This is a genomic window from candidate division KSB1 bacterium (assembly GCA_022566355.1).
Classification (GTDB): Bacteria; Zhuqueibacterota; JdFR-76; order JdFR-76; family DREG01; genus JADFJB01.
The window spans coordinates 1-15,870 of the sequence record JADFJB010000109.1; the positions used below are offsets into that span (position 1 = coordinate 1).

Below are 15,870 nucleotides of genomic sequence, written 5' to 3' on the forward strand. Positions count from 1 at the left end.
TGAAATTGCTGCCCCGTCACATCTAAGCCATCCCGTGGGAATTGCAGCAACAAGCCCGCTAAACATGGCAATCATGCCAATTTCAGATTGACCTATCCAAGCCGTGTTTGCATCATTTCTTCTAAATAATGTCTCTGTGGTTGTGTTAGACCATAAAGCCCCCCCGCCTAAACTGCCAGGGTCAGAGCCTTGAGCTACTACGTTAGCCGTTGATTCGAAAGTTCCCATTATCTTCTTAGACCTCTTAACCTATTTGGGCTTAATGGTCTTGGTAATTGTATAGGGTCCGTATTACTTCCTTGAAATAATAAACCCCCTATTGATAAATTATCTCTAAGGTTTGCTAATGCTGTTTGGAATGGTGTAAGCCCTGGGGCTGAATCAATTAACCCTAATGTGTTAGTAGTGTTAAATCCGAATTGTTTGGGGCTTGTTATGTCCTGGCGTGGTAAATCAATAATATCTTTTGTTGCATTAGCTAAGGGGTTTTTGAAGATTAAGAAATAACCCACTAATCCAAAAACTCCCAATAAAACTAAGCTGTCTAAGGCTCCCATATTATCACCCTAGATTTTGGGCTAACCTGTCAAAGAGTGCAGAAGAACCACGAATAAATCTAGTTCCTCCTGTTGGCGTGGTAAATGAACCGATTAAAGTTGTTTGTCCCCTTGTTATGGCTCTTTGAGCTAGTGGTAAGCCTCTTATTCCAAAGTTGCCCGTATCAATACCTGATGCCCCGATGACTTGTAAACTTGTACCGGTTCTTGTTGTCGCCCTAACTGGACCAACTGCAATTAGTTCATTAGGTCTAAGTGATACGTTTTGATTAATAAAATTCTGGAAGATTTGCGAAGATTTTAATATGCAGCTAAACTTATAATTTATATATAGTTAACCCATCTTTACTCGTTTGTTATCGACTAAAATGACCACATTTGAGCGGCGATTTGCGAAGATTTTAAAAAAGGCAGCATAACTTGAATAAATACACCAGGATAGAAAACACAGAAATTAAAATTGATAAAATACTGGATTTTTAACCCATTGATTTATATGCTATTTGGGAATTGACCTGCGGGGGCAGGGATTGAGACGGCTGCAATTATTACCAATACAACCCACCACTGTGCATTTGGGAATTGACCTGCGGGGGCAGGGATTGAGACACATAGTTAACAATTTAACTTGTTAGCTAAATTTTTCCTCCATATTTATTTTGGAATTGACCTGCGGGGGCAGGGATTGAGACGAACCCAGCTGCAATAATTACACAGATTACGATGGTGGGAATTTTGGAATTGACCTGCGGGGGCAGGGATTGTTAACGTGAGACGTGAAACGGCAGACGGCAAACGTGAAACCGCCGAAAACTGATAATTCCAGTATGATTGGAGAGCGTGACAAAAAGATAGAATAGGAGAAATAGTGAAAGGGAGACAGGAGTCTAAATGTAAGTCTGTGGCAATAGTCAGTGTAAGTCTGTGGCAATAGTCAGTGTAAGTCTGTGGCAATAGTCAGTGTAAGTCTGTGGCAAAAGATGAGAAGACAAAAATATCTCTGAATAAAAATAAAATCAACCTTCAATAATCAAATTAAAAATCTATCCGATTTACTTTTCAAGTCGTTCACTCACAATATTTTAAATTACTGTAATCAATCAGAAATTCCTTGAATTTCAAAAGGCCATACCCTATATATTACTTTATTTCAAAAAAAACCTGATATACAAACTCATTAAATTACAGGAGGTTAAATGGGCTTAGACAATTTTGCCCCATATGTCGGTGGTTTGGGACTGGTGTTTGCATTCATTATATATTTTCAAGTCAAACGCTATCCTTCCGGAAACGACATCATGAAAGAGATTGCTGCAGAGATTCACAAAGGGGCAATGACGTTTTTGAATCGCGAATACCGCACCCTGGCAATTTTTCTTGCCATTCTTTTCGTGGTCTTATGGCAAGCGATAGGTATTTACACCGCCCTGGCATTTTTAACGGGTGGAATTTTTTCCATGATTGCCGGTTATATCGGCATGAATGCCGCAACCCATGCGAATGTGCGAACCGCCCAAGCTGCGACAGAAGGGGCTAACAAAGCACTAATGGTCGCCTTTAGCGGCGGCGCCGTGATGGGCATGGCCGTAGCAAGTTTAGGATTACTGGGACTGTCAATTTATTATTTAATCTTCAAGGATCCGCAAATCATAAATGGCTTTGCTATGGGAGCCAGCTCAATCGCCCTGTTTGCCAGGGTCGGCGGTGGAATTTTCACTAAATCAGCAGACGTCGGCGCAGACCTGGTGGGTAAGGTCGAAGTCGGTATCCCTGAAGATGATCCAAGAAATCCAGCCGTTATTGCCGACAATGTTGGTGATAATGTCGGCGACATAGCCGGTATGGGCGCTGACCTTTTCGAATCTTACGTAGGTTCAGTGGTGGCGGCAATCGCCATCGCTTTCACATTTTCCCCGGAAATGAGATTCCAATTTATGGCATTGCCAATCGGTCTTATCGTTATGGGAACGGTCTCATCCATCATTGGCATATTTGTCATGCGAATATTCCAAAACTCGGACCCGCAAGCCGCTCTGCGAAACTCTACTTATTCAGCAATGATCCTCTTGATCATAGGCGCTTTTTTCTTTGTACCAGCTTTGACTGGTTCTTTGGCCCCATTTTGGGCAGTCGTTTCAGGAATCGTAACAGGCGCTTTGATTGGACTTTTCACAGAATACTACACCTCCGGAAAACCCATCAAGGATATAGCCGAAGCCAGCAAGACCGGCGTGGCTACCAACATTATCGAAGGGTTGTCTGTAGGTTTTAAAAGCACGGGATTACCGATGCTCGCAATTTGTGCGGCAATCTTTGTCGCGTACGAAACCAATGGTGTTTACGGTATTGCAATTTCGGCTGTTGGTATGTTGGCAACTATTGGTATCGTCATGTCAGTTGACGGCTATGGTCCTATTTCTGACAATGCCGGTGGAATTGCAGAAATGGCGAAAATGGGTCCGGATATTCGAAAGATTACCGACAAATTAGATTCAATTGGAAATACAACTGCAGCTATAGGCAAAGGCTTTGCGATAGGCTCAGCCGCTCTAACTTCCCTGGCATTATTTGCAGCTTACACTGCAACGGTTGGTCTTGAGTCCATTAGCTTAACCAAAGCCCCGGTTGTTATTGGTCTGCTGTTGGGAGGCACCCTGCCATTTATTTTTGGCGCAATTACAATGCAGGCTGTTGGTAGAACGGCTTTCAAAATGGTTGAGGAAGTTCGACGACAGTTTCGTGAGATTACCGGTTTAATGGAAGGAAAAGCAAAGCCGGACACAGCAACTTGCGTCGATATTGCGACTCGGGGCGCTTTGAAAGAAATGATCGCACCTGGTGTTTTGGCGGTGGTTTCGCCCATCATAGTCGGTACTCTGCTAGGTGTGGAAGCGCTTGGCGGGATGCTTGCCGGGACAACCACAGTTGGCGTTTTGTTGGCTATTATGATGAGTAATAGCGGCGGCGCCTGGGATAATGCCAAAAAATATATCGAAGAAGGGAACCTGGGCGGTAAAGGTTCCGACAACCATAAGGCATCCGTTGTGGGAGATACGGTTGGTGATCCTTTTAAGGATACCTCAGGCCCATCAATGAACATTCTAATAAAACTGATTTCGGTTGTTTCACTGGTTTTTGGCCCTGTTCTGCTAAAAATGCATGAATGGTTTATTGGATTGTTTTAAAGAAAGATTTAATATCTCACGTATATTAGACCCATGATAATGATTATCGTGGGTCTTTTTTTATTATCCTAAATTTATTAAATTGATAAATGAACGATTAACCTGGATTATTCAATCCAAAAAGACCTGGCAGGTTGTAAATTTCTACATGTGCGGTTCGACTTTACGTTTCATGAATTATCCAGATTTAAGCAAGAAATTTTGATAAAATTGAATCAACAGTTTTTCTTCTTATTTGTATTTTCACTATGTTACTATAATGGATGTTCTAGTAAATCAACTTTGAAACCAAATAAATTAGATATCGCAATCCATTCCAGAGATGATTGGAAATCCCTCCCAATTGATTCCGGATACACCTCTCATAAAATTAAATTCATCACCCTTCATCATAGTGGTGTGGTTTTTGAAGGTGATACACCGATTCCTGAATATATGCGAAACATTCAAAAATGGAGCCGCAGTGAGAGGAATTGGCCGGATATCCCATACCATTTCCTAATCGACTTAAAAGGAAAAACCTGGGAAGGAAGACCTCTTCAATATAAGGGAGATACAAATACAGAATATGATCCTACCGGGCATGTCTTAATTTCAGTGATCGGAAACTATGAAGAGCAAGAGATTTCTTCCGAGCAACTTGATGCCGTTGTAAAATTGATGGCTGCACTTTGCAAATCCTTTGGCTTGAATACAGATAAAATAAAATCCCATAAAGATTTCGTCCCCTCGACACTTTGTCCCGGCAAAAATTTGTATTCCTATATGAAAGATGGAAGTCTAATCGAAAAAGTGAACACACTTCTAAACTGAATCGGAAGTTGTTGTGGCGATATAGCAGCTAAAAATATTTTGGGAATATAGCCGGCTTTTTTTGAGCTTTTAATTCGGTTGATTTCTTCCATATAAACTTTCAATTCCATCTTAATCATTCAGTCGATAAAACATCCACCTCAAACCACCCAGGACTAGTAAAAAAGGAACGCCAAAAATATTCAAGATCCAAAGCCAGGGCAACCGGTACCATTTCAGAAAATATCGAATAAAATCCAAATGGGATTGCCAGGTCAATTTTGCCCTTGCCCTGTAAATTGAACTACCCTTTTGATGCGTAACTTTTGCATGTGGATAAAAATAAATTTTATGATCATTTCTCCAAATTCTTTTGCAGAGATCGACATCACTGAAAAATAAAAAGAATCTCTCATCCAACTCTCCTACTTCGCGGATTACCTCACCTGGGATCATCAAACAAGAACCCTGGGGTTGTTGCACTACTCTGATCGCGTTGTGATCAAAATCTCCCATCTTCCAACCGTTAAATATTTTATTGTTTGGGAAAAAATAAGACAAGCCCAGCAATTCATAAGCGACAAACCGATAACGAGGGAACCTGCGACATGAGGGCTGAATTGATCCATCCGAGAAAAGTAATTGCGGCGCTACTGCACCTACACCAGGATGATTACTTAAAAATTGCATCATGGAATCCACAGCCTTTTCCTCGACTTTAGTGTCCGGATTCAACAACAAAAGGAATTTGCCGGTAGCCTGGTTCAACCCTTGATTAACAGCTTGTGTAAATCCTACATTAACCACATTTTGAATTAGATTTATTGTTCTATTTTGATTCTGTTTTGATTGTATGAAATGTTCTATTACTGAAATCGTACTGTCTTTTGAAGAATTATCAACAACGAAAATTTCCAACGGATGCACAGAATAATTTTTATCAATGGCTTCAAGACATTCAATTATTTCATTGGAATGATTATAAGTTACAATGATTATGGAGAGAATTGGGGTCATCATTCTCTAAAGGTTGAAAATATTTTCGTTTTCAATTACGGCCACAATTCGAAAGATCACAAATTACAATTATCAAATCACAAATAAATTTCAAATTTGAAAAAACAATTACCTACCGGTTAAGTGCAAGATGAAAATGAATCTAATTTCACACAATCATCTAACCATATGTTGGATTTTGATAATTTGTTTAATGATATATATTTGAGTTTTGTCATTTGTGAATTGGTCATTTCTTAATAAAGTTGTAACCGATATCGTATGACTTAAACTAGTTTCATGCCAATGGATTAAGATATTTCTATGAAATCTCTGGTAGCGTGTGTCAGTAATTCTCCATGGTTTTTCCGAACCAATACATCATCTTCTATTCGCACCCCACCAAGTTCCGGCACATAAATTCCAGGTTCGATTGTAATGACAGCATATTCCGGAATGGCATGATCAATCTCTGTTGCGATTCTCGGCTCACTGTGAACATCTAACCCCAACCCATGACCCAATGCATGCCCAAAATATTCGCCATAGCCGGCGTTTTTAATTAGCTCCCTGGCTGCTGCATCAAGCTCATTACATTTTACGCCCGCTTTTATTGATCGAAGCGCCTGAGCCTGCGCTTCCCGGACGATATTATAAATTTTTACTTGCTCTTGGCTCGGGTTGCCAATCACAATCGTTCGAGTGATATCGCTTGCATAGCCGTTTACAACACAACCAAAATCGAGCACCACCAAATCACCCTGTTCAATCAATTTTTCTGATGCAATCCCATGCGGTAAGACAGACCTCAAACCACTTGCAACAATTGGTTCGAAAGCTGAGCGGTCTCCTCCCATTCTTTTTATTCGCCCAATTATTTCACCGGCAACCTCATTTTCTCGCATTCCGGCATGAATAAGGCCAACAAGATCGGAAAAAATCCTATCAGCCATTTCTGCTGCTTTTCGAATATAACCGATTTCTTCTTGTGATTTCACGATGGATAAATTTTCAATTACTCTTTCATATGGCCGCCATTTTATATTTGGATACAATTTTGATATTTTTTCGAATTGATTATAAGTGAGAGTATCTGATTCAAACCCAAATTGTGAACTAACGTTAATATTTAGTTCCTGGATCAAATCAAAGAGTGAACCTCTACCAATATGAATGGAAAATTCTTTAACTTCATCTTTAGCCTGTTGTTCATATCGATTATCAGACATAAAAAAAGCATCTGAATTTGTAATCAAACAGATGCCATTAGATCCGGAAAAGCCGGTTAAATATCGGACATTGATAAGCCGGGTAACCAGGAAGCCATCCAACTTCTGTTCAATAAGGATTTCCCGTAGTGTTTTAATTCTGTTGGAATGGCTCATGAAATTATTATTAGCTCTCTTCTTCCTCCATTCTTTTTTTTAGGTCTTCTACCTTTGTTTTATAATGTTCATTGGCAGGATCTTTTCTTAAGAGAATTTCATAGACACCAATGGCTTTGCTAAAATGTCCCTGGGCGGCATAAATCTCTCCGAGGGTTGCCGTAACAATTGGATCTTTTTTAGGTGTCGTCTCCGGTTCAGGTTGGGACTCTGGAGATGGTTCTTGATGGGGACCTTCTATTTTTTCTTCACTGGTAAACTCTTCAACAGAGGTTGTTTCTTTAGATTCTTCTAAACTTTCTTCAGATTCAGGTTCCGGAGAAGTGTCTTCCTTATCATCTACTAGATCTTTAAAGTAATCGTCCTCTTCGTCTTCATCATTATCAATATATTCTTCAACCACTAAATCGTCGTCTCCGAAAATCTTACTAGCAATTTTCTCTTTTTCCTCAGTGGACATTTCAGGTTCATTTTTTTGAGTCTCAGATTCTTGCTCTAAGTTGATATCTTCAGGAGTAGCATCGGCCTCATCTAGAGATGCAACTGTTTCCTCACTCTCTTGACTTCCTTCCATTTCGGTTACACCTTCTGTTTCTTCGGTACCCTGGCTTTCTTGCATCACTGTTTTTTCTGCCGGTTCTTCAATTTCCGAAATGTCTTCTTCAACAGCCGTACTTTCTTCTCCTCTTTCCGGTTTAAAGATATCATCTAAAATGAATTCATATTTCTTTTCATCTTGATCTTCGGATCTCTCTTCCTCTTTCTCTTCCTCTTTCTCTTCCTCTTTCTCTTCCTCTTTCTCTTCCTCTTCTTCTATCTCCTTTACTTCGGTTATCTCATCGGAAACCGTTTCAACCTCATCAGAAATTTCCTCAATTGTTTCCGAATCCTTATCACTGAAATCTTCATCCATCTCGATGGTTTCTTCTTCCACTATAAATTCGGATTCCGGCTGTTCCAATTCAGTTTCAGGCTGTTCTTCAGATTCGGAAAATGTTTTTTCAATTTCTGTAAATTGGTCTTCAGGTGAAGCTTCCGAAGGTTCTTCTACCAGGGTGTCTGTCGGAGTTTCACTTGCTAATTCAGGTTCAGACTCTTTGGATACTTCAAAATTATCCAGCATTAACAGAGCTGTGCTATCCATAGGATCTATTGCCAAAGCCCGCTTAACCCAAAGTACGTGCGCGTTTTGCCACTCTCTCTTTTTCATAATATTGGCTTGATAGTGGTGGGCATTAATGTGCTCAGCATCGTAAAGCAGGGTTTTGTTGAACTCGCTTTCAGCGACATCGAGATCCCCAATTTCAAAATAACAACGTCCAAGGATGAAATGAGCATTCGCATATTGTGGATGCTGGTCTAATCCCTTTTGGCACACTTCAATGGCTTCATCGGTTTTTTTCATCTCAAGGAGGTAGTCCGCCAATCTTGCAAATTCTATTGAACGAGAATCTTGCGCTAATAATTTTTGTAATCGATCAACTTCATCTGCTAAATTTTTCATGGTCCCTCCGGATTCGGATTTTTATGCAATTTATTAGATTCCATTTGACACATATTACCATTAATACAGTAATCCAAACAATTTGTTAATTTTAATATCCATTATAATTTACTGAAAGTTATTCGTGATGCGCAAAACTTTTTGCTCACCAACCGGAAACGGTTTTATTTAAAATATCCTCGGCTATTTTTTCGATTGCAATTTTGATCCCTTCTTGCCGTGCTTCGTTACCGTCACTCAATTTATAAAGTCCCCATTGTGACCAACTTTCCTTCCAAAGGTTTGTATTATTCTTTCGGTCCAGAACTGCAAATTCTACAGTAATGTAGACCCGATAAGACTCGACATTTTCATCAGCAGAAAATGTATCTGCGCGATCAGTTAAAGAAATGATCTTTCCGGTAACAACTGCATCAGCTTCGGCTTCGTTGGCAATTTTAATTGAATTATCCTCAGTGATTTCATTAATGATAGCGTCAGTCAAGTTTTCTCTGACCCCAAATTCTGAGGTTTGATCAGTTACTAGTGGTACGGCAATCGTTTTGATATGACTAGGTATTGAACTGCCGGAAAATGAATATGGACCACAAGAAAGAAAGCCGCATGAACAGATTGTGATGAAAAATCTAAAAATCTTATTCCTGAAGATTATATTCATTGATTTTCCTATACAATGTTCGTTCACTAATTCCTAAAATTTGAGCCGTTTTTCGTTTACTCCAATTTGTTTTTTCCAGGGTTCGGCTAATCAAATCTCGTTCAACCTCTTCGAGCGATCGTAACTCTTCATTCGGCCTCACTTCATCAATAGGATCGACATTCTGAAAAATACTGCCCATATCTCCAGGCGCCAATTTTTTAGGTTGTATGATTTGCGAAAACATAAATTGTTTGATCTGGTTTAAATCAGATTTCAACTCTAGTAAAATTTTATAAATTAATTCCCGTTCTACTTGTTCAGAAGGGACCCGCGTAGGAACCGGAAGCGCTCGAATATTTGAATTTTGATCATAAATAAACTTCTCTAAATTTGCAGCATTAATTTGCTTGCCGCGTTCAAGAATAATAACCCTCTGGACAACATTACGCAACTCCCGTACATTACCCGGCCATTCTAATTTTTGTAATAACTCAGTGGCCTCCGGTGTAAATCCTTCAAATTGAAACTGGTTTTGCTCACAGAATTCATCAACAAATTTACCAATCAATTCGGGAATATCTTCCGGCCTGGAATGTAAAGGCGGAAGCACGATTCTCACAGCATTTAGACGATAAAACAAATCCTGGCGAAAATTACCTGACTGGACTTCCTGTTCCAGGTTCTTATTAGAAGCAGCAATGATGCGAACATCGATATTATGATAAGAACCTCCACCAACACGAATAAATTCTTTTTCTTCCAAAACCCGCAATAATTTTACCTGGGTAGAAAGAGGCATTTCACCAATTTCATCTAAAAATAAAGTGCTGTTATCTGCCAGTTCAAAATAGCCTTTACGGGTTTCAACTGCTCCCGTAAACGAACCGCGCTGATGTCCGAAAAGTTCGCTCTCTAAAATGCCTTCCGGTATTGCACCACAATTGACTGTAAATAGAACTTTATTACTTCTGGGGCTGCATTGATGCAGCGCTTTTGCTACAAGTTCCTTGCCAGTGCCGCTTTCACCCTCAATAAGGACAGGAATATTTGTTGGAGCCACTTGTTTGATGGTTTCCCTGAGTTGATGGATAACAACCGATTTACCCAAAATACCCAGGTTATTTGAAGGTAATAATCCGATGCTTCGTTTCTGTTCTACTTCTTTAGGCATATTCATTAAACGTTCCTGGAAGATATCAATTTATATGTTGAATAGTATATTGCAATTTATCTGAATAAACGACAAATATCAACATTCCTAACAGGTTGTTTATAATAGAAATGTAACCAGTTGAACAAGTAAAATCAAGTGAAATTGGATAATCATTCGGGAATTGGTTTGTAATAATGTACCCAATATAAATATTTAAGTTAATTCCCATGCTAAAATTCTGATCATTCATATCTGAGTTTCGTGATTCCTGAACAAGTCCGGGACAAACTTATTTGATATTTTAGATTTGGTTTTGGAATTCTCTCTAGACTGACTAATATTTAATTATTTATAGCAAGCAAAGAACCATCTGGATTTATAAAGACGTCAATTACATTTCCTTTTTTCGAAAATACTCGACGGTCTTTGCAAGGCCATCTGTAAAAAGGACTTCCGGTTCCCAGCCAAGATGCGATTTAATTTTAGCATACGAAACAACACTTCTCATCTGCTCACCTTCTTTTGCAGGTCCGTGCTTTTCAGGCGTTTTGTTGCCACAAAATTCGTTTAAGCCACGAAAAATCTGGTTGACATCTGATTCCAATCCGGTGCCGACATTAAATATCTCATTATCTCCATTTTCAAGGACCAGCAAGTTTGCTCGCACAACATCCTTAACATACACATAATCACGGGTTTGTTTGCCATCTCCATTGATGATAGGCTGACCTCCCGCCATCATCATCTGGATAAAAATAGCAACCACACCAGCTTCGCCGTGGGGATTTTGTCGTGGACCATAGACATTGGCATATCGTAGAATGGTATAATTCAAGCCAAATACTTGTTGGTAATAATTCAGGTATTTCTCGACAGTGAGTTTGGTAATACCATACGGAGAACACGGCCGGGTGGGATGATCTTCATCTGCCGGAAAATAGTCTTGCTCTCCATAAATCGCTCCGCCTGTTGAAGCAAACAAGAACTTTTTCACCTTATATTTTACCGAATTCTGTAATAAATTTAAACTGCCGGAAATGTTAACACTGGCGTCAAACAAAGGATCCTCCACAGATGCCCGAACATCCATTTGCGCTGCCTGGTGATAAACCAGATCAATTTCTTCTGTTTCGAATACTTTTTCTATCTCTGCGGCTCGAATGTCCATCAAATAGAATTTAACATCAGGATGTAAATTGGTCATCCTGCCCATGTAAAGATTATCAACTACAACCACCTGGTGGCCAGCCTCTATGAAAGCATCCGCCAGGTTAGATCCTATAAAACCAGCACCGCCAGTTACAAGTATTTTCATTTTCAGAGCTCCATATCTAATATTCTAAACTTTCTAATCCTTTTTGTCCGATGTCTTTTCGAAAAAACATTCCATCAAATTGAATTTTTTCAACACCATCGTACGCTTTTTGTATTGACGATTTCAATGTTTTTCCATACGCCGAAACACCCAGAACTCGTCCACCATTTGTAAATACTTTGCCATCCTGCAGTTTAGTGCCGGCATGGAAAATAATTGTGTCCTTATTAGGATCCGGTTCCAGGCCGGTTATCATTTTATCCTTTTCATAATTTCCAGGATAACCTTCGGACGCTAAAACCACACAGGTGCAATATCCGTCTCTAATGGTTATCGACTTGTTTGGTAATTTTCCTTCGGTAGATAACATCAATAATTCCAATAAATCTATGTTTAACAAAGGCAAAATAGCTTGTGTCTCCGGATCACCGAACCGTGCATTAAACTCAATAACCTTCGGTCCACTTTGTGTTGCCATTAGTCCGGCATATAAAATTCCTTTATAAGCGATATCTTGCCGGGCAAGTCCATCAAGAACCGGATCCAATATCTCCTCTTGAACCCGATTCATAAAATCCTGATTCGCAAAAGGAACCGGTGCAAAAGAACCCATTCCCCCGGTATTTGGCCCTCGATCTCCGTCATAGACCGGCTTATGATCCTGGGCAGGTACAAAGGGTTGTATGATTTTAGAATCGGTAATAGCTATCACTGAAAGTTCTTCACCGGTTAGAAATTCTTCGATAACAACTTTTTTGCCCGCCTCTCCGAAGGTTTCGTTTAGCATCATATCTTTCAAAGTGTTGAATGCATGATCTTCCTCATGACAAACAACAGCGCCTTTTCCGGCAGCGAGGCCATCCGTTTTGATGACTATGGGGCAACCCTGTGTTTGAACATATCTGTGTGCATCATGATAATTGTCGAACAGCTTAAATTGTGCGGTAGGAATTTTATATTTCTGCATAAATTGTTTCGCGAATCCTTTGCTGGATTCCAATTGGGCGGCTTTGCGATTGGGGCCAAATATTTTCAAATTGTTTTTTTCGAACGCATCCACAATGCCCAAAGCCAATGGCTGTTCAGGCCCGACGACCGTAAAATCGATATCCTTATTCCGGACAAATTCCAACAACCCTGAAATATCGTCCATCGAGATATACACACATTCTGCCAACTCTTTTATCCCGCCATTTCCGGGGACACAATAAATTTCGGATAGTAAGGGGCTTTGTTTGATTTTCCAAACCAAGGCATGTTCTCTTCCGCCACTACCTATGACCAGGACTTTCATTTCGGACCTTTCAAAATTTTATCAATTTAAGAAGATAATTTTACAAATAGAGTTATGCCAATGCGATCATCCTTAAAATGATTCGGACGATTTCAATAAGATTAGAATTAAGGTTCATCCGGGATTGGTTTGCAAAACGGTATGCAAAAATGATCTCAAAATCCTAAAACCGAATTTCGAATCCCGTAACAAGATAAAATCAAAACTCCAAATTCGAATCCTTTAAAAATATTTTATCCTTGTTTACTTTGTAATTCATGAAATGTGCAAATAGACCTGGCAGGTTTCTAACTCCATATTTTTACGAATTTATTGCTTTCTTAGAAAAAACCTGCCAGGTTTTAGATTCACACCCGACATTAATATAACTTATTTAGGATTAGAAAACGTCGATTTTTTGAGATTCAGAGATGATTCCGTCTAATTCGGTGGCTAACTTAATTATCAAAAAGCCTGCGTTTTTTCCAGCCAATTCGCAATGATCTTGAAACCTTCCGAAGTTAAAATGGATTCAGGGTGAAATTGAACGCCATAAACCTGGTGAATATTGTGTTGGATAGCCATAATCAAATCATCTTCGGTATCTGCGGTAATTTGCAATTCATTGGGCACAGATTTCCGGTCTATAATTAACGAATGGTATCTCGTTGCTGCAAATGGCGATGGAACTCCTGCAAATATTTCATTTCCCATGTGCCGGATTAAAGCAGTTTTACCATGCACCGGTTCCGGAGCCCGGATAATGTTTGCACCAAAAACCTGTCCGATGCATTGGTGGCCTAAACATACACCTAAAATCGGGATGGTCTGGTAAAATTGTCTAATGACATCACAACACACTCCGGCATTGTCTGGCGTGCCGGGGCCAGGAGAAATTACAATTCCAGCCGGTTGTAATTCTGCGATTTCATCCGGAGTAATCTGATCATTTCTCACCACTTTTAAGGATGGCTCTAATTGGCCAAAATAATCAACCAGGTTGTAGGTGAATGAATCGTAATTATCGATAAATAAAATCATGGATTCCCTCATCTGCTTTTTCAATTGCCATGCGTAAAGCAAGCGCTTTATTGATGGTTTCCTGGTATTCGTTTTTAGGAATACTATCCGCTACAATTCCTGCTCCAGCCTGCAAGTACAGTTTGTTATCCTTCGCAATTATGGTTCGAATTGCGATGCACATATCCATATTGCCGGAATAATCGAAATACCCGATTGCGCCAGCATAAATTCCTCGTTTCTGCTTTTCTAATTCATGGATAATTTCCATGGCACGTATTTTCGGAGCGCCGGAAACAGTCCCTGCCGGAAATGCAGATTTAAAAGCATCGACAGATGTAAAGCCTTCCTTCAATTCTCCAGTCACTCTTGAGATAATATGCATCACATGGGAATAACGCTCGATGGTTTTGAAATCGCTTACTTTAACACTGCCATGCCTGGATACCCGGCCCATATCATTCCTGGCAAGATCGACCAACATGATATGCTCCGCAAGTTCCTTCGGATCATGCAGCAGACTATCAGCCAGCTTATTATCTTCTTCGCTGGAATTCCCTCTTGGCCGTGTGCCGGCAATCGGAATAATTTCCAGGTTGTTTTTTTCTGCCCGAATGAGCGGTTCCGGCGAAGATCCGATAATTTGGTAGCCGACAAAATCAAGGTAATACAAATATGGCGACGGATTTACGGTTCGTAATGACCGGTAAACCTGGAAAGGATCGCCGGAAAACGCTACCTCAAACCGTTGAGAAAGAACCACTTGAAAAATGTCACCGGCATAAATATGATCCTTTCCCTGCCGGACAGCTTCTTCAAATTCCGATTCACTAAAGTTACTCTTGAATTGATCCAATGATGCCGAAAAATTCAATTCAACGGAAAATGGCCGGTTTAATTTTTCCAACAACTGATCCAATCTTCTTTGCCCATCACGGTACAAATGTGGTATATGGCTATCCTGATCGACAAAAACATTGGCAATAAGGATTACCTCATTCTTCAAATGATCGAAAGCAACCAGGTTGTCATAAAATGCCATTACAGCATCTTCGCTGCCTATTTTATCCTGTTTTGGCTCAGGCAGTGTTTCAATGGATCGAATCATATCATAGCCAACGAATCCTAGTACTCCGCAGGTAAATTTGGGCAGCCCTTCTACGGAAATCGATTGATATTCTTTAAGATAGGATTCCAGCAAACTAAAGTAATTATTCTTTGCAATGTGGTTTGCATTAAACTCATCGATGACTGTTTGGGAATCTAAGGATGAAACCACCCGAAATGGCTGCTGGCCGATAAATGAATACCTGCCTAGCTGCTGCCCCTTTTCTACGCTTTCGAGCAAGAAGGAGTAACTTCCTTCTTCTCTTATTTTCAGATAAGCAATAACCGGGGTGATAAAGTCGGCATTCAACTTGCGGTAAACCGGGACTATTGTCCTGGGTTTTGCTAATTTTTCAAATTGTTCGAAAGTCATGGCCATAAGTTACTCACAACAAAAAAGCCCACCGGGATAAGTGGGCTTTGTAAATTCATCATTGATTTTTAATATCAGGACATACAAATTCCACATAGTTTACTATACCACCACCAGGAATCGTTATCGGAATTGTATGTTTTAAAGTTATTCATTTTTTTGATTTTACTTTGCTTGAACAAATTATACAATTTAGAAATAGTTGTCAAGTTAAATCTTTGTGAAAGCTGGGAAGTGGGTTATAAACGGCCTTTTTACTCAGATAATGCCGGTGGTTGAGATAATTTATGATAAGTTACATGGCTTAGCTTCGATGCTTGACCAATTTCTTACCAGCCAGATAATTGCTAGGGTTTCTTAGTACACGCTTGTGACGTTTACCTAGAATGGAACCAATTGCACCAGCTATGCTTTTACGCGGCAGTACGGCTAGAAAGCCAAGTCGTATTACCGATTTAGACAACAAGCCGCTTGACTGAAAATCATCGTCAGGAGGAGAAATTATTTCGTCAAAATCTTTGATGTACTGTTTCAATTGCATGCTTATTCCACATACAAGTAAATCACGAT

General features: G+C 39.8%; 14 protein-coding genes and 1 CRISPR repeat array. Of the genes, 2 read left to right on the top strand and 12 right to left on the bottom strand.

What is annotated here, in order from left to right:
• On the bottom strand, positions 1 to 228 hold a 228-nt coding region (locus IIC38_16045; protein MCH8127448.1), incomplete at its 3' end, for a tail fiber protein.
• Positions 228 to 557: a hypothetical protein gene (locus IIC38_16050; protein ID MCH8127449.1), complete on the bottom strand. Its 330-nt coding sequence runs from the start codon at positions 555 to 557 to the stop codon at positions 228 to 230. The genes IIC38_16045 and IIC38_16050, both read right to left, overlap by 1 nt.
• Positions 558 to 1,058: 501 nt before the next feature.
• A CRISPR array of direct repeats spans positions 1,059 to 1,325; the repeat unit is 31 nt; unit sequence GGAATTGACCTGCGGGGGCAGGGATTGAGAC.
• Positions 1,326 to 1,753: 428 nt separating this feature from the next.
• On the opposite strand from IIC38_16050, the gene IIC38_16055 reads away from it, so the two are divergent.
• Positions 1,754 to 3,742: a sodium-translocating pyrophosphatase gene (locus tag IIC38_16055; protein ID MCH8127450.1), complete on the top strand. Its 1,989-nt coding sequence runs from the start codon at positions 1,754 to 1,756 to the stop codon at positions 3,740 to 3,742.
• A 282-nt stretch (positions 3,743 to 4,024) separates the two neighbouring features.
• A complete protein-coding gene (locus IIC38_16060; GenBank protein ID MCH8127451.1) occupies positions 4,025 to 4,555 on the top strand; it encodes an N-acetylmuramoyl-L-alanine amidase in 531 nt (176 codons plus the stop codon).
• 111 nt (positions 4,556 to 4,666) lie between these two features.
• Here IIC38_16060 and IIC38_16065 read toward each other — a convergent pair whose 3' ends face one another.
• The 10 genes from IIC38_16065 to IIC38_16110 all read right to left on the bottom strand — a co-directional run bounded on the left by IIC38_16065 (position 4,667) and on the right by IIC38_16110 (position 15,841).
• Complete coding sequence (locus IIC38_16065) at positions 4,667 to 5,554, bottom strand: glycosyltransferase family 2 protein (GenBank protein ID MCH8127452.1); 888 nt, start codon at positions 5,552 to 5,554, stop codon at positions 4,667 to 4,669.
• A 287-nt stretch (positions 5,555 to 5,841) separates the two neighbouring features.
• A complete protein-coding gene (locus tag IIC38_16070; GenBank protein ID MCH8127453.1) occupies positions 5,842 to 6,915 on the bottom strand; it encodes an aminopeptidase P family protein in 1,074 nt (357 codons plus the stop codon).
• A gap of 10 nt (positions 6,916 to 6,925) precedes the next feature.
• Positions 6,926 to 8,419 carry a tetratricopeptide repeat protein gene (locus IIC38_16075; GenBank protein MCH8127454.1) on the bottom strand — a complete coding sequence of 498 codons (1,494 nt, stop codon included), beginning with the start codon at positions 8,417 to 8,419 and terminating at the stop codon, positions 6,926 to 6,928.
• A 145-nt stretch (positions 8,420 to 8,564) separates the two neighbouring features.
• Positions 8,565 to 9,077: an LptE family protein gene (locus tag IIC38_16080; GenBank protein MCH8127455.1), complete on the bottom strand. Its 513-nt coding sequence runs from the start codon at positions 9,075 to 9,077 to the stop codon at positions 8,565 to 8,567.
• Positions 9,055 to 10,230, bottom strand: a complete 1,176-nt coding sequence (locus IIC38_16085) for a sigma-54-dependent Fis family transcriptional regulator (GenBank protein ID MCH8127456.1) — start codon at positions 10,228 to 10,230, stop codon at positions 9,055 to 9,057. Before IIC38_16085 ends, IIC38_16080 begins: the two co-directional genes overlap by 23 nt.
• Positions 10,231 to 10,603: 373 nt before the next feature.
• Positions 10,604 to 11,527 carry an NAD-dependent epimerase/dehydratase family protein gene (locus tag IIC38_16090; GenBank protein MCH8127457.1) on the bottom strand — a complete coding sequence of 308 codons (924 nt, stop codon included), beginning with the start codon at positions 11,525 to 11,527 and terminating at the stop codon, positions 10,604 to 10,606.
• Between the two features lie 16 nt (positions 11,528 to 11,543).
• Complete coding sequence (gene purD, locus IIC38_16095; GenBank protein MCH8127458.1) at positions 11,544 to 12,821, bottom strand: phosphoribosylamine--glycine ligase; 1,278 nt, start codon at positions 12,819 to 12,821, stop codon at positions 11,544 to 11,546.
• 444 nt (positions 12,822 to 13,265) lie between these two features.
• Positions 13,266 to 13,841, bottom strand: coding sequence for an aminodeoxychorismate/anthranilate synthase component II (locus IIC38_16100; protein ID MCH8127459.1), 576 nt, complete (start codon positions 13,839 to 13,841; stop codon positions 13,266 to 13,268).
• Positions 13,822 to 15,300 carry an anthranilate synthase component I gene (gene trpE / locus IIC38_16105; GenBank protein ID MCH8127460.1) on the bottom strand — a complete coding sequence of 493 codons (1,479 nt, stop codon included), beginning with the start codon at positions 15,298 to 15,300 and terminating at the stop codon, positions 13,822 to 13,824. Before trpE ends, IIC38_16100 begins: the two co-directional genes overlap by 20 nt.
• A 304-nt stretch (positions 15,301 to 15,604) precedes the next feature.
• On the bottom strand, positions 15,605 to 15,841 hold the full coding sequence (locus IIC38_16110) for a hypothetical protein (GenBank protein ID MCH8127461.1): 237 nt from the start codon (positions 15,839 to 15,841) through the stop codon (positions 15,605 to 15,607).
• Positions 15,842 to 15,870 lie beyond the last annotated feature (29 nt).